The 19,326-nt window shown below is 43.5% G+C and carries 26 protein-coding genes and 1 riboswitch; of the genes, 9 read left to right on the top strand and 17 right to left on the bottom strand.

Features of this window, described 5'->3' with window-relative positions:
* Positions 1 to 70: 70 nt before the first annotated feature.
* The gene (locus tag OKX00_RS06240) at positions 71 to 1,558 is read right to left on the bottom strand and encodes a leucyl aminopeptidase (protein WP_265409816.1); all 1,488 of its coding nucleotides are present in this window, start codon (positions 1,556 to 1,558) and stop codon (positions 71 to 73) included.
* Positions 1,559 to 1,594: 36 nt separating this feature from the next.
* A complete protein-coding gene (locus OKX00_RS06235) occupies positions 1,595 to 1,981 on the bottom strand; it encodes a DUF309 domain-containing protein (RefSeq protein WP_265409815.1) in 387 nt (128 codons plus the stop codon).
* Positions 1,982 to 2,156: 175 nt separating this feature from the next.
* Between OKX00_RS06235 and OKX00_RS06230 the strand changes: the two genes are divergently transcribed.
* Positions 2,157 to 2,639 (top strand): divergent PAP2 family protein, encoded by a 483-nt coding sequence (locus OKX00_RS06230; RefSeq protein WP_265409814.1) that lies wholly within the window; start codon positions 2,157 to 2,159, stop codon positions 2,637 to 2,639.
* Positions 2,640 to 2,652: 13 nt separating this feature from the next.
* Complete coding sequence (locus tag OKX00_RS06225) at positions 2,653 to 3,441, top strand: cobalamin-binding protein (protein WP_265409813.1); 789 nt, start codon at positions 2,653 to 2,655, stop codon at positions 3,439 to 3,441.
* A 47-nt stretch (positions 3,442 to 3,488) separates the two neighbouring features.
* Here OKX00_RS06225 and OKX00_RS06220 read toward each other — a convergent pair whose 3' ends face one another.
* The 5 genes from OKX00_RS06220 to OKX00_RS06200 all read right to left on the bottom strand — a co-directional run bounded on the left by OKX00_RS06220 (position 3,489) and on the right by OKX00_RS06200 (position 6,840).
* A complete protein-coding gene (locus tag OKX00_RS06220; protein WP_416054305.1) occupies positions 3,489 to 4,187 on the bottom strand; it encodes a 3D domain-containing protein in 699 nt (232 codons plus the stop codon).
* Between the two features lie 118 nt (positions 4,188 to 4,305).
* Positions 4,306 to 4,623 carry a YuiB family protein gene (locus tag OKX00_RS06215; protein WP_053357324.1) on the bottom strand — a complete coding sequence of 106 codons (318 nt, stop codon included), beginning with the start codon at positions 4,621 to 4,623 and terminating at the stop codon, positions 4,306 to 4,308.
* 102 nt (positions 4,624 to 4,725) lie between these two features.
* A complete protein-coding gene (locus tag OKX00_RS06210) occupies positions 4,726 to 4,857 on the bottom strand; it encodes a YuiA family protein (protein ID WP_175501778.1) in 132 nt (43 codons plus the stop codon).
* A 142-nt stretch (positions 4,858 to 4,999) separates the two neighbouring features.
* Positions 5,000 to 5,473, bottom strand: coding sequence for an NUDIX domain-containing protein (locus OKX00_RS06205; RefSeq protein WP_053358493.1), 474 nt, complete (start codon positions 5,471 to 5,473; stop codon positions 5,000 to 5,002).
* A 164-nt stretch (positions 5,474 to 5,637) separates the two neighbouring features.
* Positions 5,638 to 6,840: an NAD(P)/FAD-dependent oxidoreductase gene (locus OKX00_RS06200; protein ID WP_053357323.1), complete on the bottom strand. Its 1,203-nt coding sequence runs from the start codon at positions 6,838 to 6,840 to the stop codon at positions 5,638 to 5,640.
* A 349-nt stretch (positions 6,841 to 7,189) separates the two neighbouring features.
* On the opposite strand from OKX00_RS06200, the gene OKX00_RS06195 reads away from it, so the two are divergent.
* The 3 genes from OKX00_RS06195 (at position 7,190) to OKX00_RS06185 (ending at position 8,648) form a co-directional block, all read left to right on the top strand.
* Complete coding sequence (locus OKX00_RS06195; RefSeq protein ID WP_053357322.1) at positions 7,190 to 8,170, top strand: NAD(P)/FAD-dependent oxidoreductase; 981 nt, start codon at positions 7,190 to 7,192, stop codon at positions 8,168 to 8,170.
* Positions 8,171 to 8,185: 15 nt separating this feature from the next.
* Positions 8,186 to 8,356 (top strand): hypothetical protein, encoded by a 171-nt coding sequence (locus tag OKX00_RS06190; RefSeq protein WP_156316332.1) that lies wholly within the window; start codon positions 8,186 to 8,188, stop codon positions 8,354 to 8,356.
* A gap of 130 nt (positions 8,357 to 8,486) precedes the next feature.
* Positions 8,487 to 8,648 (top strand): hypothetical protein, encoded by a 162-nt coding sequence (locus OKX00_RS06185; protein WP_156316331.1) that lies wholly within the window; start codon positions 8,487 to 8,489, stop codon positions 8,646 to 8,648.
* Here OKX00_RS06185 and OKX00_RS06180 read toward each other — a convergent pair.
* The 4 genes from OKX00_RS06180 to OKX00_RS06165 form a co-directional block, all read right to left on the bottom strand.
* Positions 8,645 to 8,911 carry a hypothetical protein gene (locus OKX00_RS06180; protein ID WP_062233224.1) on the bottom strand — a complete coding sequence of 89 codons (267 nt, stop codon included), beginning with the start codon at positions 8,909 to 8,911 and terminating at the stop codon, positions 8,645 to 8,647. The genes OKX00_RS06185 and OKX00_RS06180 overlap by 4 nt on opposite strands.
* Entirely contained in the window at positions 8,912 to 9,061 is a 150-nt protein-coding gene (locus OKX00_RS06175) for a hypothetical protein (RefSeq protein ID WP_265409812.1), read from the bottom strand.
* Positions 9,062 to 9,326: 265 nt separating this feature from the next.
* Complete coding sequence (locus OKX00_RS06170) at positions 9,327 to 9,683, bottom strand: HesB/IscA family protein (RefSeq protein WP_265409811.1); 357 nt, start codon at positions 9,681 to 9,683, stop codon at positions 9,327 to 9,329.
* Between the two features lie 83 nt (positions 9,684 to 9,766).
* Positions 9,767 to 9,949: an aspartyl-phosphate phosphatase Spo0E family protein gene (locus OKX00_RS06165; protein ID WP_265410481.1), complete on the bottom strand. Its 183-nt coding sequence runs from the start codon at positions 9,947 to 9,949 to the stop codon at positions 9,767 to 9,769.
* A 353-nt stretch (positions 9,950 to 10,302) separates the two neighbouring features.
* Between OKX00_RS06165 and mqnE the strand changes: the two genes are divergently transcribed.
* Positions 10,303 to 11,397 carry an aminofutalosine synthase MqnE gene (mqnE, locus tag OKX00_RS06160; protein ID WP_053357317.1) on the top strand — a complete coding sequence of 365 codons (1,095 nt, stop codon included), beginning with the start codon at positions 10,303 to 10,305 and terminating at the stop codon, positions 11,395 to 11,397.
* 109 nt (positions 11,398 to 11,506) lie between these two features.
* Here the strand turns inward: mqnE and OKX00_RS06155 are convergent, their stop codons facing one another.
* The gene (locus tag OKX00_RS06155; protein ID WP_053357316.1) at positions 11,507 to 11,737 is read right to left on the bottom strand and encodes a hypothetical protein; all 231 of its coding nucleotides are present in this window, start codon (positions 11,735 to 11,737) and stop codon (positions 11,507 to 11,509) included.
* 518 nt (positions 11,738 to 12,255) lie between these two features.
* Positions 12,256 to 12,530: riboswitch (FMN riboswitch) on the top strand.
* A 217-nt stretch (positions 12,531 to 12,747) separates the two neighbouring features.
* Here OKX00_RS06155 and OKX00_RS06150 point away from each other — a divergent pair.
* Positions 12,748 to 13,323, top strand: a complete 576-nt coding sequence (locus OKX00_RS06150; protein ID WP_053357315.1) for an ECF transporter S component — start codon at positions 12,748 to 12,750, stop codon at positions 13,321 to 13,323.
* Positions 13,324 to 13,524: 201 nt separating this feature from the next.
* Here the strand turns inward: OKX00_RS06150 and OKX00_RS06145 are convergent, their stop codons facing one another.
* On the bottom strand, positions 13,525 to 13,761 hold the full coding sequence (locus OKX00_RS06145; RefSeq protein WP_053357314.1) for a YuzB family protein: 237 nt from the start codon (positions 13,759 to 13,761) through the stop codon (positions 13,525 to 13,527).
* Positions 13,762 to 13,993: 232 nt separating this feature from the next.
* Here OKX00_RS06145 and OKX00_RS06140 point away from each other — a divergent pair, with 232 nt between their 5' ends.
* Positions 13,994 to 15,058, top strand: coding sequence for an NAD(P)/FAD-dependent oxidoreductase (locus OKX00_RS06140; RefSeq protein ID WP_053357313.1), 1,065 nt, complete (start codon positions 13,994 to 13,996; stop codon positions 15,056 to 15,058).
* A gap of 94 nt (positions 15,059 to 15,152) precedes the next feature.
* On the opposite strand, the gene OKX00_RS06135 is transcribed toward OKX00_RS06140, so the two are convergent.
* The gene (locus tag OKX00_RS06135) at positions 15,153 to 15,479 is read right to left on the bottom strand and encodes a YuzD family protein (protein WP_062233208.1); all 327 of its coding nucleotides are present in this window, start codon (positions 15,477 to 15,479) and stop codon (positions 15,153 to 15,155) included.
* A gap of 162 nt (positions 15,480 to 15,641) precedes the next feature.
* On the opposite strand from OKX00_RS06135, the gene OKX00_RS06130 reads away from it, so the two are divergent.
* Complete coding sequence (locus tag OKX00_RS06130) at positions 15,642 to 15,881, top strand: NifU family protein (RefSeq protein WP_053357311.1); 240 nt, start codon at positions 15,642 to 15,644, stop codon at positions 15,879 to 15,881.
* A 44-nt stretch (positions 15,882 to 15,925) separates the two neighbouring features.
* On the opposite strand, the gene thrB is transcribed toward OKX00_RS06130, so the two are convergent.
* Genes thrB through OKX00_RS06115 form a run of 3 tightly spaced genes read right to left on the bottom strand, consistent with a single transcriptional unit; the run spans position 15,926 to position 19,190 of the window.
* A complete protein-coding gene (gene thrB / locus OKX00_RS06125) occupies positions 15,926 to 16,849 on the bottom strand; it encodes a homoserine kinase (protein WP_265409810.1) in 924 nt (307 codons plus the stop codon).
* The gene (thrC, locus tag OKX00_RS06120; RefSeq protein ID WP_053357309.1) at positions 16,834 to 17,895 is read right to left on the bottom strand and encodes a threonine synthase; all 1,062 of its coding nucleotides are present in this window, start codon (positions 17,893 to 17,895) and stop codon (positions 16,834 to 16,836) included. The genes thrB and thrC overlap by 16 nt, the downstream gene beginning before the upstream one ends.
* Positions 17,892 to 19,190: a homoserine dehydrogenase gene (locus tag OKX00_RS06115; RefSeq protein ID WP_265409809.1), complete on the bottom strand. Its 1,299-nt coding sequence runs from the start codon at positions 19,188 to 19,190 to the stop codon at positions 17,892 to 17,894. Before OKX00_RS06115 ends, thrC begins: the two co-directional genes overlap by 4 nt.
* Between the last annotated feature and the right edge of the window lie 136 nt (positions 19,191 to 19,326).

The following is a 19,326-nucleotide window of genomic DNA, read 5'->3' as shown; positions in this document are numbered from 1 at the left end:
CCTGCAATCCTCTTTTTCTTTTCAGAGTATGGAAAAAAGCATGACAGGTGCCATGCTTTTTCTTGCTGTATTATTTGAAATTCATCGCCAGCCTGGCCAATGTCCGTACCATGACCCCGGTAGCCCCTTTTGGACCGAGGTTCGAAGGCTTGGAGGAATACGCTGTACCCGCAATGTCCAGATGGACCCAAGGGGTCTTCCCAGCGAATTCCCCGACAAACAGCCCACCGGTAATCGCGTGGCCTAACCGTCCTGTGGAGTTATTCAGATCGGCTACATCACTCGACCTCAGCATATCCTTAAAGGGCTGATGGCTTGGCAGAAGCCAAAGGAGTTCTCCTTCATGTCCTGCAGACTGGCTCACCTGTTTGAAAAACACTTCGTCGTTCGTAAGAGCTCCAGTTGTACAATCTCCCAACGCCACTACGACACCACCGGTTAATGTAGCCACATCCACCAGATAGTCAGCACCCATTTCTTTTGCATAGGTGATGGCATCCGCAAGAATCAGTCTTCCTTCTGCATCAGTATTACGGACTTCAATCGTTTTCCCGCTGAGTGAAGTAAAAACATCTCCAGGCTTCATCGCCTTTCCGTTAATCAGGTTTTCACTGGACGGAATAACAAAAAGAAGGTTGGTCTTGGGTTTCAGCCGGCCCACTGCTTCCATGGCGCCAAGCACAGATCCGCTTCCTCCCATATCACTTTTCATTTCATGCATGTTGGCACCCGGCTTGATGGAATAGCCGCCTGAATCAAACGTCAGGCCCTTGCCTACAAGGGCAAGAACATGATCCCACGTGTCCCGTCCTTTGTATTTCACTGTGATCATTTTTGGGGGCTCATCGGAACCTTGTGACACGGCAAGGAGCGCTCCCATGCCTAGCCGTTCCATATCCTCCCTCTCTAGAATCTCATATTCCATCCCGTATTTGATGGCAATCTCCATCGCTGCCCGAGCGAGGTCTTTCGGAGTCAATAGGTTGCCGGGAGTGTTCACAAGATTGCGTGCTGTATTGATTCCCGCACCAAAAGCATGGCCTGTCGAAAGCCCTGCACCTGTCTGGCTGTCCGAACTGTATACCGTAATTTCTGTCAGCTTTTTATCTCTTTCATTGGAACGTTCCTTATAGTTTTCAAAGGCATAGCTGCCCGCCACGACTGCTTCTGCAAAAGCGTGGGCAAGTTTCTCTGAAGACAGTCTGTCGTTTTCAAAGGTTTCCAGAACGATAGCGGCTTTTTCCCGCTTTTCCCGCTTCAGCATCTGAACCGCTTTCCCGAACGCCTCTCTTATGCTCTCATAAGTTGCTTCCGCCCGCCTTCCCAATCCGATAAAATACAGCCGTTTGGCTCCCACGATGCCAAACGTATGGAGCTTTGTGACTGATTTTGCCATCACGGAAACATCCCCTTCCCGCAAAAGCTCCGTGATATGGCCATTAAAGGCCTCATCAAGTACGGCAGCAATTCCCTCCAGTTTTTTGTGATCGGACCAGATGCCGATCAACAACGCCTCTTCCGCCTTGTCTTTATTCCAATTTGCCTTTACGGTGAACATGCACATCCTCCTTTTGCACGGTATGCTAATGTAAGTTTATTCTTCCTCAAGGTCATTTAGTAGCAGGATCAATTCTGGCAAAGCCGGCAGTTTATCCGCATCCTCAAAAGCGACACTGTCCATCTCATGAGGTATTCTGTTCAAACAGGCTTCAATAAAACGATACACCTCTTCAAGATCTATCCCCCAATAAAAAGGCCGATACTCTTGGAGGTAGTTGTGGGCGGCCTGCATCATGGCCCTTGCTCCTTTTACATTTCCATACTCATAATGGTAGATCGCTACCGTCATCTGCAGCAGCCCTTTTAGAAAATAATTTCTCTTATCCGTCATCCACATTTCCTCCAGCAGATCATGGCACGTATAATAATCTCCCTCATTGAATGAAATGAAAAACTCATAGTATTCCTTCGGATAATCCATCTGTTCTCCGCCATCCCTTCCCTATTATGATAACAGAAGGCACATTATCTCCCTTCGAATGACGTCATTCATGGCAGAACTATAAGATTGCAAACAACAAAAAAAGGGTATTATGAAAGCATTAGAACAACCTTATCTCGATACATTGTAGAAAAAGGCTGCGAGGAGACGATCTATGGACCTATTATTCAATTTTCCTTTACTTGCTTCCTTATTAGGAATATTAATGGCTCAATTCTTGAAAATACCGATTACCTACCTGGAGACAAAACAAGTGAGATGGGATTTGTTTATCAGTACAGGAGGCATGCCTAGTTCTCACTCCGCTGCTGTTACAGGGCTTGCAACAGGAGTTGCTCTCAGAGAAGGCCTGGGCAGCTCTATTTTTGCCGTTGCTGCTATGTTTGCCATTATTGTTATGTATGATGCGAAAGGAATTCGATGGCATGCAGGAGAACAGGCTGCCGTATTGAATAAGTTAGTAACTGATTTCCGGGAACATGTGGAAGTCAGCCAGGCAATGAAAAAAACTGACGTTAAAGAAAAGCACAAACAATTAAAGGAGCTTCTGGGACACCAGCCGGATGAGGTATTCTATGGCGCAATGCTCGGAATTATCCAAACACTGATTGTATACTGGCTTTTCTTCGTTCTTTAAGGGGTGACGATTCATGAGATTGATATCTATTTGTCCGAGCAATACAGAGCTTGTTGATTATCTTGGGTTAACTGAACAGCTGGTGGGGGTTGATGACTTTTCCGACTGGCCTGAACGAGTGCGCAGCTTGCCTCGGCTTGGCCCTGATCTATCCATCAATATGGACATGGTCGAGGAACTTAAACCGGATCTCGTGATTGCCTCCTTAAGTGTTCCTGGTATGGAAAAGAATATAGAAGAACTGAAACGGCGCAATCTTCCGCATGTAGTTTACAACCCCAATACGCTTGAGGATATCGCTGGGGATTTAAAAGATTTGGGCAGAAGGACCGGCGTTGAGAAGCGTGCCGATTATCTCGTTTCTCAATATAAAGAAACCATTAATGAATTTCAGTCGTTTGCAGCAGGAATAAAGGAGAAAAAAAGCCTGTACTGGGAATGGTGGCCCAAGCCTGTTTTCACACCAGGAAAGCTGAACTGGCTTACTCAGATTTCACACCTTGCCGGAGCTGAGAACGTGTTCGAAGACGTTGAACTGGCAAGTGTTCAAACAACCTGGGAGGATGTAATTAAACGTGATCCTGACGAGATCTGCATCGCTTGGGTAGGGGTAAGAAAAGAGAAAGTAAAACCGGAACTTCTGGAGAAACGCCCTGGCTGGGCCGATCTTAGAGCAGTAAAGGAGAACAAGGTACATATCCTTGAGGAACATCTATTCTGCCGGCCGTCACCAAGGCTGATTGATGGTTTGAAGAAACTGCATAAAGTGCTGTGGAAACAGCCGGCTCGTACAGCAAAGTAATTCATAATACAATATAAAAGCTTCAAGCCAGCGGGCTCGAAGCTTTTTTAATACAATTGTTTTCGATAGAACTGCATGGATTTTTTTTCATTCCACGTTTTGAGCTCCTGCTCGGTCACTTTCCCGGATCCTTTTTGAATCACGTAGACCTTTAACGTCTTTTTGCCCCATTTTTCATAGACGTCTTTCGTCGTCTCATAGTATAGGTCTATTCTTTTTCCCTTTATGGCTGAACCCGTATCAGCCACTACGCCAAACCCGTAATCGGGAATGAACAGAATGGTGCCGATGGGAAAAACAGCGGGATCTGCGGCAATCGTGGAATAAAGATCACGTTTTACCTTTAACCCCGATTTTGTAATCCCATAAGCGGGATGAGCTTTATTTTTTCCAGTGGACTCTATCCCTGCAGTATAGCCTGTAGCTGTAACCGTTACTGAGGGGTAGGGAGTTACATCAAAATGATCAAGTGGGGATGCTGCGGTTTCTGCTTTTGGCTCTGTTGTTACAGTAAACTCCCTATCCCAGAATGATGGAACATTCTCAAGCGCACCGGCAATATACTTTGCCAATTCAATGTTCAATGAACGCAACAATCCATCCTGCTTACCTTTCTGTTCGGAAGATGCCCAATCTGATACATCCTTAGCCTCGACACCCGAGATTGAGTGCAAGGTCGTAAGCAGAGCAAGGATAAACATAGCTGTCATCATAAGCCGTTTTATGGCAGTAGGTATAAAACGCAAACTTTCACTCCTCTCTAAAACGTAGTATTTTCCAAGAAAAGTGAGTTTTATACCGCAGAAGGGGCTTCAGCCCGACAATGAGCATAAAAAAAGAACCTTCTATTAATCATAGAAGATTCTAGAACATTTGATATCCTCTGACGCGCAGCATCTTGATGGCCATGCCGGCAAAAATCGCTCCGACCATTCCGCTAACCAGGATGCAAATGTCTACAGCCTGAAGATGGATAAAGTCCTGGCCGAGTTCTGCAAAACTTTTTCCGGGACTTGAAAAGTATTTAAAAAATTTAACATGATCGATAATCATAATCACGACAACCGGATAAATAACAGCCATAATCCATGTTGAACGAAGAAGCATGTTTAAAAGGAAACCGATTCCAAAGAAAAGAACGATAAATAATAGCATGGAAATAAATAATTGCGGTAAGTACATTCCTTCACCCCCATATTCAAAGCTAGTTTACTGAAATAGGGGATTAAAGTCAATATAAGGATAAAGAAAAAGGAGCACCGCATCGCAGTGCTCCTTCCTTATTTATCTCTCCCTTTTTCCGCTTCCACAGCACTCTTCACAAGTTTCAGAGCCACCTAGAAGAAGCTGGAAATACCCCTTGCCTTCACAATATTGACACTTTTCCTGTGCTTTTGTTCTTGTTGACGATTTCATAAGATGACACTCCCCTTGTTTGAATTTTCTGATAATATATCAAGAATCCAAAAACTTGAAAAGGGAGCGAATCCGCCCATATCCCCAATGTAAGCGTAAACATTTCAATTTATCATTAAATATGTCCAAATTCCATACAATTTCAACGATTATCAAAAATTTTATAAGAAGTGTAGCCGAATATATCTCCAGGATTTAAATGCTCATTAACGGTTTCTTTTTTCTCATTGAGAAAATGGTGGACCATCATGGAAGTAACCGGATCATCCCTTAATTCCTCCGGAGTGAGAAACCTTGCTTCTTCAATCTCTTCTTGCTGAGGACGGATCTCTCCTCCTATATGCTCCAGCAGAAAAACGACCATATTGTCACTGATTTCGTTCTTTATGACACCAGTTCGTATACCGACCACGTTCACAGCCCTGCTCTGGATCCCTGTTTCTTCTTTCACTTCTCTTACAGCCGCCTCATCCACCGTTTCACCCGGATTCACAAACCCTGCAGGAATGGACCACTTGCCTTTTAGCCCCCCATACTTCTTTTTTACAACGAGGCATTTACCGTCATGGATGACCAGCCCTGCCGCTGCGAGCCAGACACTTCCTCTCTTTTTCATCGTACTCATAAAATATCTCCTTTTAAAAAAGCTTATGGTTGATTTACATTCCTATCATGCATCGCATACTGATGGCGATTCAATCACACTCCATCAAATTCCAAACCAAAAAAAGAGCAGAGCCCCGAAGGACTTCTGCTCTCATCATATCATGGTGTCATTTATTAAAATAATTTAAGCTTTCCTTTTTTGATGACCATTGGTACTCCGCCAAGCAAGAAAAGGTAACGGTTATCGATGACTTTTTTCATCGCAGATGCTGTTGAACCAAATAGTTTTTTGTTTCCAACGACACCGATTGCTTCACCCTTACCAAGAGAAGCTACAGTACCTTTAATATCCGGTTTGAACTCTTCCATCTGTCCTCCGCCATTAATGAGCGTTTTCAGGTTACGGCCGATTGTATAAGCCTGCTGAATAGCGATTTGAGCTGTTGGAGGATAAGGACGGTTAATTTCTTCATTAATAATAAGAGCACAGTCTCCAGCTACAAAGATATAGTCATATCCAGGCATGCGAAGGTCTTTTTCTACTTTTACACGTCCGCGCATTGTTTCAAACCCAGCTTCTTCTACTAAGTGGTTACCGCGTACTCCGCCAGTCCATACAACAGTAGCTGCTTTAATTTCTTCACCGGAAGCAAGAAGAACTCCGTCTTCGCTACATTCTTTGATCGGTGTGTTTACAAGGAATTCTACACCGCGGCGTTCAAGATTATTGATTGCGTACTCAACGAGCTCTTCGTCAAAGCCTGGAAGAACATTAGGAGCCGCTTCAATATTAACGATACGGACTTTTTCACGCGGAATATCGTATTCTTTGCAAAGTTCAGGAACACGGTCAGCCAGTTCACCAACAAACTCGATTCCAGTAAATCCAGCACCGCCGACAACGATGTTGATTAGTTCTTGTTTTTGTCCTTCGTTGTTGTATCGAGCAAAGTTATATTCGATGTGTTCACGGATTTCACGGACAGAGTTGATACTGCGAATGCTGAACGCATTTTCTTTCAAACCTTGGATGCCGAATGTTTCTGGGTCTGATCCAAGAGCAATGATAAGGTAGTCGTACGTTAGCTCGCCATTTGCAAGAATGACACGCTTCTCATCTTTCTTGATCTCAACGACTGTATCTTGTACAAAGTTGATTTTGTTCGTGTCGATAATGTCATCAATCATGATGCGTGTTTTATCATGGTGCAGCGTACCTGCCGCATTTTCATGAAGCCATGTGGTTTGGTAGTGATAGTTGTGCTTGTTCACAAGCGTAACATCCGCATTGTTTAAACCAAGCTCTTTTTCCAGGCGGACAGCTGACATCATCCCGCCATATCCTCCACCAATAATTAATATTTTTGGCTTACTCATATGATCACTTCCAGTTCAGATTTTTTATAGTTTTACCTAACCAATAAGGAAATATGATAGACAAAAAGTTTGTGACGTATTTCACGTAGTAGGATAAAAATAAAGACGAAAACTGTCACAATTCCCCCATGTTTTTTCCTATTTTATCTTAGTCCTTTTCTTCTTATATTTCAACCGTTTTTTGAAAAAAAGCCATAATCAGTTGACACCTCTCCTTACCTATTGTATAAATACAGCCTTACAGAACAGCCATCGTCAAAGAACGTACATTGGTGGTATTATTCTTTCCTTTCCCTCTTATTCTTACTATAATGGAGGGAAGAATGAAAATATTCTCGGGGGTGGAAGTATGACAGAAGAAAATCTGTATGATGTTACGATAATTGGCGGAGGTCCAACAGGATTGTTTGCAGCATTCTATGGGGGAATGCGCCAAATGAAAGTAAAGATCATTGAAAGCATGCCACAGCTCGGGGGACAGCTCGCTGCATTATATCCCGAAAAATACATATATGATGTAGCAGGATTTCCAAAGATTCTCGCCCAGGAGCTTGTGAATAACCTAAAAGTCCAAGCAGAGCAGTTCAACCCTGAAATTGTGCTTGAAGAATCCGTTCAAAACGTTGAGAAAAAAGAAGAACATTTTGAACTGACAACAGATAAAAATAAACACTATTCCAAAGCGGTCATCATCACAGCCGGTGTAGGAGCTTTCCAGCCAAGACGGCTGGAGCTTGACGATGCCAAAGCATTTGAAGGAAAGAACCTTCATTATTTCGTGAATGACCTTCAGGCGTTTGCAGGTAAAAAAGTTTTGATTGCAGGCGGCGGTGACTCTGCGGTCGATTGGGCACTCATGCTTGAACCTGTTGCTGATGAAGTTACACTTACCCATCGGAGGCCCAAGTTCCGCGCGCACGAACATAGTGTAGAACAGCTGCTGAGCTCAAACGTAAAAATCAAAACTCCATTTCAGATCAAAGAACTCGTGAATGACGGCGAAAAGATAACCCATGTCATTCTGGAAAACGAAGATGTGGAAGAAAAAGTTGAAGTCGATGCCGTTATCGTCAACTATGGATTCGTTTCTTCACTCGGGCCGATTAAAAATTGGGGACTTGAGATTCAACGCAACTCCATCGTCGTAAATTCAAGAATGGAGACGAACACCAAAGGAATTTATGCTGCAGGAGACATCTGTTCTTATGATGGAAAAGTAAAACTGATCGCTGCAGGTTTTGGTGAAGCACCTACCGCTATTAACAATGCGAAAACTTATATAGATCCAAAAGCAAAAACCCAGCCACAACACAGCAGCAGCTTATTTTAGGAGGAAATTCAATTTATGAATCGCCAATGGACCGAAGATGAACTTTACATTGCTGAACTGCTGCAGGATCTTCAGCGTAAGATTGGATCACTGCACATTACAGATGAATCGTTTCTTGAAAATGTTCAGGCAGCCCTCCCTGAGCTCAAGCAGCTCTTGGAAAAAGTCAAAGGCTCACTGGAATAAAGTGGTTCTTGGTTTTGCCATGGTAAGTATGCTACAATGACATCAGCAGACAAGTTCTGCTCATAAACCCATAAATATAACCCGGTGTCGGCACACCGGGTTTTTTTCTACATAAATAAGGAGATTACAAATGAACACATTCATCATCATTGGAATTGTTTTCTTTATACTCGGTACCGGATTAATGATGGCAAGCAGCCGGAATGCCGGCAGAAAAAAGTGGATGTATATCGGGTTTTCCGTCTTATCTGACCTTATCGGGCTGTTCTTTCTTTTGTATTTGGGCAACTAAAAATCTTTTATGAAGGTGGTTAGCAGTAAGCTAAACACCTTTTTTCCTTTTTCATTTCGTTTCCGGATTATTATTTCTTTTTGAAATAGTTCTTCATTGATTGTTATGGTTTCATAATCCACCGTTGCTTCCTGACCTTTAACGTAATCTTCATATGTCTTTTGCAGATAGGCTTCCGCTTCTTCCTTCGTATTGAACTCAATCTCTACCGTAAGACCTGGCCTCCCTTTGGATTGCCTGCGTATTTCGATTACATACTTCATTTATGACACACAGCAGTAAAGCAGCACCCACAGGATACTGATCAGCAAGATTCCTAGCCATCCACCCATTGCATAACCTGCTGCCATAACGAGCAGTACCGAAAAGCTCGCCAGCAGCCACGACAATATGTTTAGGTTCATCATCTCCACTTTTTACTCTCCCTTTACAGGTTGATTTTTTTCAAGTGGTATAAACATATTCTCTGCCGCCGGTAAAATTGCACACAGAAAAGCGAAAGTGCCCTGCTAAAGTCCGATAAAGAAGACACGGCTCATGTTTTTATGAGCCAATGTCGCACTTATGCCCTGTGGGTACAAGCGCTGGAACCATTACACAGCCTCAGGCACTGTAGCTAGACAAAAAAAACCTCCTTGTCAGCCATCAGCGGCTTACGAGGAGGTTTTTTCTATATGATTAGCACTCTTCAGGAGTACCAGCATTGGTTGCAGTTTTGAATGAAGAACCGCATCCGCATGAAGCGATCGCGTTCGGATTATTGATTGTAAATCCTCCGCCCATCATGTTCTGCTTAAAATCAACAGTTGTACCATTTAAAATCTTGGAACTTTCATCATCCACAACAATTTTAAGGCCATTAATCTCCTCTTCATGATCATTGCTCTGGGTTTCTTTATCAAAGCCCATGCCGTATGAGAGGCCGCTGCATCCGCCGCCTTTTACACCGACACGAAGAAAAAGTCCTGATTCCTCTTCAGCTGCAAGCATTTCTTTAATTCTGCCTACTGCCGCATCTGTAAAGTTTACGATCATCTCTGTACACTCTCCTTCATTGAAGGTTTTATAACTATATTATACAAGTGCAAACCAAAACTCTCAAGGTTTAGGCTTGCTCCTTAAAATGAATTTTCTTTTTCAATCTTTAATATGAGGTTATGGGTTTCATCAATTTTACGGCTATAGCTCAATACTTGGGGATGATTCAGACCAAATAGATCAGCCGTTTTAATCATCTTTTGGCGGAGCACTTCTATCTGCTCATTATATTGGATTAGCCGTTCGCAATCAGCTACATTCATCACGTGCAACACTCCCTGGTTCAATACCTGGCGGTTCCATTATTCTACTTCATCTTCAATTTTTTTACAATATAAGACACTCAATATTATGTATTCTGCTATATTTTCACCCTTTTGTCTTTATTATTTCTAAAAAGTAAACAATCTTTAACGTTTGTTACACGAATGTGACATTGAAGGTAATTCGTTCCTTCCTTGTCCTCCCAAATAAATGAGCGTATAATAGACTGCGTATTCTTCGGGCGTTTTTACTAGCCCTAGAAAAAAGCTTTTAATCAAAAAGTTTGATTTCGCGGGATTCTTTCCTGCACAATAGAACGTATATACATATTAATTGAAACGGGGGAAAAGGAATGGCAATCATTACACAAGAAACAAAAATTCATGACATTGCTGAAAAAATCCGTAACGGTGAACGACTTTCAATTGAGGACGGCCTTTTTTTATATGAAACCAACGATATACTAGGTGTCGCTCAATTGGCGAATGAAGTGAATTCGAAGAAAAACGGCGATAATGTTTATTTTATTGAAAATATGTACATTAACCCAACCAATGTATGCGAAGCAACTTGCAGCTTCTGCGGTTTCAAGCGGAAACCTGGTGAAGAAGGCGCCTATACAATGAACGAAGAACAGCTGCTTGAGTATGTTGAAAAGCGATGGAATGATAATATCCGCGAATTCCATATTGTCGGCGGCCATAATAATGAAGTGCCTTTTGACTACTATCTGGACACCATTCGTGTTCTGAAAAAACATTATCCAAATGCTGCAATAAAAGCCTATACAGGAGCAGAAATTGAGTTTTTTGCACGCTTATCTGGTTTGTCCATGAAAGAAGTATTAGAGGAACTTGTTAAAGCAGGACTGGACACAATGCCAGGAGGCGGTGCAGAAATTCTAACTGAACGCTATCGTGAAAAAATGAGTCCGGATAAAGCTTCTACCGATCAATGGCTGGAATCCCATGAGATTGCTCACGGTCTTGGACTTCGTACTCATGCAACCATGCTGTACGGTTCTATTGAATCAAAAGAAGAACGCTTGATTCATATGGACAGACTTCGAAAGCTTCAAGATCAAACGAACGGATTTATGGTTTTCATTCCGCTTGCGATGCAGCCAAGAACAGCTTCCATGGGGCTTACCCGCCGGACGTCAGCTTTTGATGATATGCGCACAATCGCTATCAGCCGCTTGATGCTCGATAATTTTGACCATGTTAAAGCGTACTGGATCAACATCGGTGTTCAATTAACACAGATGGCCTTGACTTTTGGTGCTGATGACATTCACGGAACTTTGATTGAGGAAAGAATTTCTCACTCTGTTGGTGCCCTCACTTCTCAAGGCATTACGCGTAAAGAATTGGTGCATTTAATAAAAACAGCCAACAAGAAACCTGTTGAACGCGATACGTTCTATAACATCATCAAAGAATATTAAACAAAAACTGCCGGAAGCATCCGGCAGTTTTTGTTTAAAGTAAATTCACGGAAGTAATGCCTAGCTTCAGCGCTTTTCGGACTTAATCAGGGCGCTTGCGCTTTTCTTCTTATCTTAACTTTTCCTCTGTCCAGAAGTAATCATCATCTGCGTTTAAGATGGTCAGCTTGCTGTGGCAGCATGGCATGACCAGCAGCTGCTTGATGCCTTCCTTTGCACTGTTCAGCTTTTCTTCAGAAAATGCCGTCAGCACATTGGACTTATGGCAGAACGGGCATTCATTTATATAGATATCGTCCATCATTTTATCGTAAGGCCAAGAATTCTCAAATGTCAGCATAACCACTGGCTTCTTTCTCAGAACAGCCAGATTTCCCCTCCTTGCATAGATTATTTCCTACCTATTGTATACCAGAAGACCAAGCATCTGTGTGATTTCTTTTACCCATTCTTTTCGGTTCATAACCTTATTCCATTTCCAAGGCTTTTTTCAAAAAGCTTGTTGCATTATGAACATTTCTGCATAGAATCTTCCTTGACAAGTTGATTGGAGTGGAAGGTGCGAGACTCCTCGAAAATGAATTTCACATTTTCTTCGTGCGATATAACGCTGCCGAAGCCTTCCTTGTCCTGCGGGGGTAGCGTGACAGGTAAGACCCAAAGGCGCTTGCGCCGTGGGGCTTACCTCATTCCCCGCGGAAAGCGAGCAGCCTGGAACGGAAATCAACCACTATCAAGTACAACAATGAAAACGAAACAGCAATTTCCAAAAACCCACTAAACTTTTGTAAGTCAAAATGGTTCCCAAATTCCTTTTTATGCAGTATAATAAGCAATGTATTTTACAAAAAAATAGCGATCCATCTTCGGGGCAGGGTGAAATTCCCGACCGGCGGTATTTGAAGATTCCCTCTTCATCAGCCCGTGAGCTCATGAGAAGAGCTGAAACGCATCGCTTAGAGCCGATAAGCATTGGAACTCACTGACCATCAAACACTTTTTGTTTTTTGGCAGGGAGTGAAAGTGACTCGAGGCTTTAAGCATTGAAGCTAGACATCGTTTCGTTGCTTCTTGTCTGCTGATCTGGTGTAATTCCAGAGCCGACAGTAAAGTCTGGATGGGAGAAGATGACGGTGCATCGTTCAGTTCTTTTACAATAAAGAGATCTATTGTAAAACGACTGAGCCCTCGCTCAGCTGCATTCTAAGGACAAAACGTTCTTAAAATGTTTATTTGATGATGCCTGACACTCTCCCTTAGCTTCAATAAAAAGCTAAGGGTTTTCTATTGTTGTCAGGGGTGCACTGCATTTGAAATCAGAGATGGCGCAACAAAAGGAGAGATTTCAACATGCAAAAGGGAAAAGTGTATAAGATGGTGGCTGTTTCCATGCTAAGCAGCATTGCGTACGTATTACAGTTATTGGATTTTCCGTTTCCGGGTCTTCCATCATTCCTGCAGATTGACTTCAGCGAAGTCCCTGCATTGCTTGCAGCGATTGTCTTCGGACCGCTCGCAGGAATTGCCGTTGAAGCAATTAAGAACTTCCTTCATTACGGAATTGTCGGCAACCTGACAGGGGTTCCAGTTGGAGAACTGGCAAACTTTATCGCTGGATCGATCTTCATTGTTCCTGTCTCCTATTTCTTCCGCAAATACCGTACTACGAAGGGCTTATCCGCAGGGTTGGTCAGTGGAACAGTCTTAATGACGTTAGCGATGGGGGTATTGAATTACGTGCTGATCCTTCCCGCTTACACATGGTTCCTGAACTCACCGCAAATGTCCGGTGATGCGATGCTGAACCTGATCTTAGTAGGGATTGCACCGTTCAATGTGATCAAAGGATTACTTATCACAATTTTATTCATTGTGTTATATACAAGGATTCAGCCTTGGCTGAACAGACAATATCAGCATTCTTAAAAAATGCAGAAAAAGCTGGCTCACTCGATGAGCCAGCTTTTCTATTGATACAGGCAGTTTACATTAAGTTTGATCGGACAGTAAATGTTATGTTTTGGCCAGTTAATGCATTTTATAAGTCGTTTATAAATTCATCTTTGTTGCCAAACTAACGCTGAATATAAAAAAACACCATTTCCGCGGAGGAAATCGTGTTTTTTATTAAAACATCGGATTTTCTTCTAAAAATTTATAAACGTTCTCGACCAGCTCGTCCGGTGTTTCACCGTGTACAATTTCTCCGTTCACTAAAGCGAATAGAGAACGGGCACAGTGCCCACAATATCCGAGACAGCCGTATTCAATCACATCAAGGTCATAATCCTGTTCCAATTTCTCTAGTGCACGCTGTGAGCCGTTGGCCAGGTTGCTGACACAAAATTCGATAATCGGCTTCATCTTTTCACCTCGCCTTACTTTTCTATCCTATCTTGTAGGAACAGGACAGTCAAACCCTTTAACTTGTCCCCTTCAGTTTTTCATTAAAATGGTTGAGAATTTATAGTAAAATGCTATACTTAGAAGTGTTTGAATGTGAAATCGCTTCCGTTGAAGCCTGTAGAAAACGTTGATTTACTGCTATTATTGATGAGATTAGTACACATTGTGCCATAGAAAGAAGGGAAAGACAATGAAACACCTAGTATTGCTTGGCGGCGGATATGGGGGAATGCGCCTAATGAAGCGCCTGCTGAATGCATCTGAGCTTCCATCCGACGTCCAAATTACCTTAATCGACAAGCTTCCTTATCATTGTTTAAAAACTGAATATTATGCGCTGGCTGCTGGAACTATTTCCGACCACCATATCCGGGTTCCGTTCCCTGAACATCCCCAGCTTAAAGTGAAATACGGAGAAGTGACCGGCCTTGATTTTGACGGAAAACAAATCCACCTTTTAGATGATGAAACTTTGACTTATGATGAATTAGTCATTGGCTTAGGCTGTGAAGATAAATATCATAATGTCCCTGGTGCTCCAGAATATACGCTCAGCATTCAAAGTGTGGACAAGTCCCGCGAAACCTACCAGGTATTAAATAACCTTCCGCATAATGCAGTTGTCGGTGTTGTCGGTGCAGGATTGAGCGGTGTCGAATTAGCCAGTGAACTCCGCGAGAGCCGTTCCGATTTGAACATCAAGCTTTTCGACCGCGGACCGATCATACTTAACGGGTTTAAACCGCGCCTGAGCAACTATGTACAAAACTGGTTCATTCAGCATGGTGTTGAAGTTATCAACAATTCGAATATTACCCGAGTAGAAGAAAACGTACTCTACAATCACGATACAGCCATTGAATGTGATGCCATCGTCTGGACAGCAGGCATTCAGCCAAACAAACTCGTTCGTGAACTGGATGTGGAAAAAGATGCTCAAGGCCGGGTCAAACTGACTAAGTATCACCAGCTCCCAAACGACGAGAACGTATATGTGGTCGGTGACTGTGCAAGCATGCCATTCTCTCCAAGCGCTCAGCTTGCGGAAGAACAGGCAGAACAGATTTCTGATATCCTTCTTAAAAAATGGAGAAATGAACCGATGCCAGAGCTTGAAGAAATCAAGCTGAAAGGTGTTATGGGATCCCTGGGCAAGAAGAGCGGATTCGGAACGATGGGTGGAGCTTCCCTCATCGGACGTGTTCCCCGTCTTTTAAAATCCGGAATTCTCTGGCTCTATAAATATCAAAACTAACGTAAAAAAATCCATGGGATGACCTTCAATCACCCCGTGGATTTTCTTTTGTCTCGAAATAGCCCCTTTTATCTCTAATTATTAACTCATCAATTTAGACAACATCCCGATAGCCGTGCTGTTCCATAATTTCATAAATATCCTTCAGTCGTGGATTCCCTTCTGCTACGATTTTATTGTTGATGACAACGACCGGATAGAACAGATCTTCCTCAAGAATCTGAAGAGCAAATTTCTGGTTCTCTCCTTCTGTTGGAGAAAAGATATCCACGTATTCTATACTGAAGAGCTGATTTGGAAATTTCCGTGAGATGGCCGCTTCCAGCCATTCCGCTGTTTCTTTTGATGTAGGAAGATTCACACAGCTCGCACATTTTTGTTCCCCTCCGAATACTTTTATGATGATCTGACTCATGTCCATTTACTCACCCCAATCTGAAATCCCCTGCTTTCTTTTATTGTAATAGATTCTGCTCCGTTAATAAAGGTGAATTCTTTTCAATGTTGTGATGCGCGCACATGGATTTTTTTATTCAAAACCCGTATAATAAAGGTAAGTTTTTAATGAAAGGAGCATTTTATTATGACTACTGAAATTTCTATGCGTGAGCAAGTTGAAGAAGTTCTAGATAAATTACGCCCATTTTTGCTTCGTGATGGCGGTGACGTTGAACTCGTTGACATCGAAGACGGTATTGTTAAAGTACGTTTGATGGGTGCTTGCGGAAGCTGCCCTTCCTCCACCATTACGTTAAAAGCCGGTATCGAGCGCGCCCTTCTTGAGGAAGTGCCTGGTGTCGTTGAACTGGAACAAGTATTTTAATTAATGCGATATGTAAAAAACCCCGCTCAATGGAGTGGGGTTTTTTATGCCGGAAGAGAAAGCTGTTCGATTCGAACTCCCTTTGAATCAGGAAGAACCATTCTGCAGACATAACCCTCAAACGCTGATGCCAGCCGTTCCCTGATGCGTTCTCCGGAACCTGCCGGCACAAAGCTGATCACTGTCGGGCCTGCCCCGCTTATGGCTGTTCCATAAGCGCCAAGTTCGTATGCTTTCTGTTTAATTGCTGCAAAATCAGGAAACCAGCACTGGCGATAAGGTTCGTGCAGCAGATCTCTTTCCATCATTTTTCCAGCCGTTTTCCAGTCGTTTGTAAGCACAGAAGCAACTAACACGTTGCTTACCGCACTCGCCTGAACTGCCTGAGCGTGAGGCAAGCTTTCGGGCAATGCTTCTCTTGCCTTGCTCGTTGAAAGCTCAAAGGACGGAATGACAAGCACCATTTCCACTAATAAATCATGGATTTGTACCGTTTCTATCGTGTTTTCTCGGTAGCTGCTGACGGCTAAGCCGCCGATCAATGAAGGGACCACATTGTCAGGATGCCCTTCCATTCTGCATGCATATAAGGATTTCTCTTTTTTAGACAAAGAGAGCGAAAGCACACGGTTTGCCCACTCTATACCAGCTACGATTGCTGCCGCACTGCTGCCAAGTCCCCTAGAAAGAGGGAGCTCGCTCTCCACTTCAATGGAGCAGCATGGCAGCTCTTTACCATGATCCTTTGCAACCAGCAAAGCTGCATCATGTATAAGATTCGTTTTTTCTCCGTTCAGTATTTGCAGTTCATTTCCAATGTAAGTGAATTTCCATTGTGAAGACGGAAACACATTCACGGTTAAGTACATTGTGATCGCCATTCCTATTGAATCAAAACCGGGTCCTAAATTTGCTGTGCTGCCCGGAACTTGGATGGAAAACGGGGAAAAGGTCATTGAAGCACACAACCCTTCATGGCCTCCCTCAGCTCTTCAATTTGATTGGAAACTTTGACCGGGTTGACAGAAACCGTCTCCATCGCTGTCTCCGGATCCTTCAGCCCGTTTCCAGTCAGCACGGCGACAACCCTTGTTCCTTTTGCGAGCTTGCCGCTTTTTACGAGTTTCCAAACGCCTGCAATGGATGAGCACGAAGCCGGTTCTGCAAAGACGCCTTCTTTTTTCGCCAGCAGATGGTATGCTTCTACAATTTCCTGATCACTGACACTGTTCACTCCGCCATTCGACTGCTGTACAGCTTCGACCGCGAAGTTCCAGCTGGCTGGATTCCCGATTCGGATTGCAGTGGCAATTGTTTCTGGATTCTTTACTACGGCATTGTTAACGATCGGGGCTGCTCCTTCCGCCTGAAAGCCTTGCATCCTCGGGAGCCCGCTTCCCTTCTTCTCGTGATATTCTTTGAATCCTTTCCAATACGCAGAAATGTTGCCTGCATTGCCTACGGGAATGGCAAGCACATCTGGTGCTGAACCCATCGCGTCCACGATTTCAAACGCGGCTGTTTTCTGTCCTTCCAGACGGAACGGATTGACAGAGTTTACGAGAGTCAGCGGCTCTTCTTCACTTAATCTGCGGACCATCTGAAGTGCTTCATCAAAATTCCCTTCGATCTCAAACACTTCCGCACCATACATTTTAGCCTGTGCCAGCTTGCCGAGCGCCACTTTTCCAGAAGGAATAACTACGATACACCGGAGCCCTGCCCTCGCCCCATAGGCAGCAGCCGCTGCACTCGTGTTACCTGTTGACGCACAGATGATGGCCTTGCTTCCTTCTTCCTTCGCTTTCGCTACGGCCATTACCATTCCCCGGTCCTTGAAGGATCCCGTCGGATTGGCTCCTTCATATTTAACGGAGAGCTCGATACCCCATTCTTTTGAAAGGTGTTCAAGAGGAATAAGCGGTGTGTTTCCTTCCAACAGAGAAAGTTCAGGTGTAGCGGCATTGACGGGTAAGAATTCCCTGTACCGATGAATTAGTCCTTTATAGCTCATTGTGCTCCTCCTTCTACTCTGTAATGGCTCTTAATTACTTTAACGACCCCTGAATCCCGTAACTGCTGATAGATCTGGTCATTTTGGTGCTTTGTTGTCGTATGCGTTACGAGAACAACCTCAGCAACCCCGTCTTCACCGACTGGTTTTTGAAGCAGTTTTTCCAAGCTGACGTGATTTTCTGCAAAGACTGAAGTCAGAGAAGAAAATGTTCCTGCTTCATCTTTGACATGCAACCGGTAAAAGTACTTCCCTTTAATCTCATCTGCTTGCTTTAATTGTTTTTCAAATTGAGGAGCCACTACACTTTTTCCGTTAACGCCAAGTCGCATATTGCGAACGACTGCTACAAGGTCAGACACGATGGATGTAGCGGTAGGCAGCTGGCCGGCACCCGGACCGAAGAACATGGTCTCCCCAACAGCTTCTCCATAAATGTAAACCGCGTTATATTCGTTTTGTACAGAAGCAAGCGGATGTGTATCCGGAAGCAGCGTCGGTTCCACACTCACTTCGACTTTTCCACCATCTTTTCTTGCGTTGCCGATCAATTTCATTGAATAGCCAAACTGGCGGGCATACACTAGATCATCACTTGTAATATTGGAGATCCCCTTCACTTCCACATCATCAAGATGTATGTTCATAGAAAAACCGAGGGATGCCAGAATCGCCATCTTCCTTGCAGCATCGATTCCTTCTACGTCTGAAGTCGGGTCTGCTTCCGCATAGCCTAAGTCCTGAGCCTCTTTTAATACTTCTTCAAACGTTAAATTTTGTTTGTCCATCTTCGTTAAAATGTAGTTGGTCGTTCCGTTTACGATTCCCATCATCTTCGTGATCCGGTCTGATGCAAGGCCGTCCACAAGAGTGCGGATAATTGGAATTCCTCCTGCTACACTCGCTTCATAAAATAGATCACACCCATTTTCTTCGGCGGCCGACAGCAATTCTGCACCATGCAGTGCCATAAGATCTTTATTTGCTGTAATCACATGTTTTTTATTGTTTAAGGCCTGCAAGATGTATTCTCTTGCTAGTTGGATACCTCCGATAACCTCAATGACAACATCTATTTCAGGGTGGTTCACGACCTCTTCAGCATTGCTCGTCAATAATTCTGGCTTAATCGTACAGGATCTTACCTTGTCCAGATTTTGTACGAGTACTTTTTCTATGTAGACCGGACAGCCTACACGGTGAAGCAATTCCTCCTGGTGGCCCTCCACCATCCGGACGACTCCGCTTCCTACTGTTCCGAGTCCCAATAATCCTACAGATACGCTTTCAACCATTGCCAACACTCCTGTCCTCACTAGAAATACATATGTTTTTATATTAAGGACAATTGTAGACCCTATTTGGGTTTGAAACAACCAGGAATATTGTAAAGATTTTGGCAGCGCTTACATTTTAGTGTGAGACAAAAAG

The organism is Fictibacillus sp. KU28468 (genome assembly GCF_026153615.1).
GTDB classification, from domain to species: Bacteria; Bacillota; Bacilli; order Bacillales; family Fictibacillaceae; genus Fictibacillus_C; species Fictibacillus_C marinisediminis.
This window is presented reverse-complemented; position numbering and strand designations above follow the sequence as displayed.

Coding starts and splice junctions, on each gene's coding strand:
- OKX00_RS06240 (WP_265409816.1), bottom strand. CDS start 1,558: ATGTTCACCGTAAAGGCAAATTGGAATAAAGACAAGGCGGAAGAGGCG.
- OKX00_RS06235 (WP_265409815.1), bottom strand. CDS start 1,981: ATGGATTATCCGAAGGAATACTATGAGTTTTTCATTTCATTCAATGAG.
- OKX00_RS06230 (WP_265409814.1), top strand. CDS start 2,157: ATGGACCTATTATTCAATTTTCCTTTACTTGCTTCCTTATTAGGAATA.
- OKX00_RS06225 (WP_265409813.1), top strand. CDS start 2,653: ATGAGATTGATATCTATTTGTCCGAGCAATACAGAGCTTGTTGATTAT.
- OKX00_RS06215 (WP_053357324.1), bottom strand. CDS start 4,623: ATGTACTTACCGCAATTATTTATTTCCATGCTATTATTTATCGTTCTT.
- OKX00_RS06210 (WP_175501778.1), bottom strand. CDS start 4,857: ATGAAATCGTCAACAAGAACAAAAGCACAGGAAAAGTGTCAATATTGT.
- OKX00_RS06205 (WP_053358493.1), bottom strand. CDS start 5,473: ATGAAAAAGAGAGGAAGTGTCTGGCTCGCAGCGGCAGGGCTGGTCATC.
- OKX00_RS06200 (WP_053357323.1), bottom strand. CDS start 6,840: ATGAGTAAGCCAAAAATATTAATTATTGGTGGAGGATATGGCGGGATG.
- OKX00_RS06195 (WP_053357322.1), top strand. CDS start 7,190: ATGACAGAAGAAAATCTGTATGATGTTACGATAATTGGCGGAGGTCCA.
- OKX00_RS06190 (WP_156316332.1), top strand. CDS start 8,186: ATGAATCGCCAATGGACCGAAGATGAACTTTACATTGCTGAACTGCTG.
- OKX00_RS06185 (WP_156316331.1), top strand. CDS start 8,487: ATGAACACATTCATCATCATTGGAATTGTTTTCTTTATACTCGGTACC.
- OKX00_RS06180 (WP_062233224.1), bottom strand. CDS start 8,911: ATGAAGTATGTAATCGAAATACGCAGGCAATCCAAAGGGAGGCCAGGT.
- OKX00_RS06170 (WP_265409811.1), bottom strand. CDS start 9,683: ATGATCGTAAACTTTACAGATGCGGCAGTAGGCAGAATTAAAGAAATG.
- OKX00_RS06165 (WP_265410481.1), bottom strand. CDS start 9,949: ATGAATGTAGCTGATTGCGAACGGCTAATCCAATATAATGAGCAGATA.
- mqnE (WP_053357317.1), top strand. CDS start 10,303: ATGGCAATCATTACACAAGAAACAAAAATTCATGACATTGCTGAAAAA.
- OKX00_RS06155 (WP_053357316.1), bottom strand. CDS start 11,737: ATGCTGACATTTGAGAATTCTTGGCCTTACGATAAAATGATGGACGAT.
- OKX00_RS06150 (WP_053357315.1), top strand. CDS start 12,748: ATGCAAAAGGGAAAAGTGTATAAGATGGTGGCTGTTTCCATGCTAAGC.
- OKX00_RS06145 (WP_053357314.1), bottom strand. CDS start 13,761: ATGAAGCCGATTATCGAATTTTGTGTCAGCAACCTGGCCAACGGCTCA.
- OKX00_RS06140 (WP_053357313.1), top strand. CDS start 13,994: ATGAAACACCTAGTATTGCTTGGCGGCGGATATGGGGGAATGCGCCTA.
- OKX00_RS06135 (WP_062233208.1), bottom strand. CDS start 15,479: ATGGACATGAGTCAGATCATCATAAAAGTATTCGGAGGGGAACAAAAA.
- OKX00_RS06130 (WP_053357311.1), top strand. CDS start 15,642: ATGACTACTGAAATTTCTATGCGTGAGCAAGTTGAAGAAGTTCTAGAT.
- thrC (WP_053357309.1), bottom strand. CDS start 17,895: ATGAGCTATAAAGGACTAATTCATCGGTACAGGGAATTCTTACCCGTC.
- OKX00_RS06115 (WP_265409809.1), bottom strand. CDS start 19,190: ATGGTTGAAAGCGTATCTGTAGGATTATTGGGACTCGGAACAGTAGGA.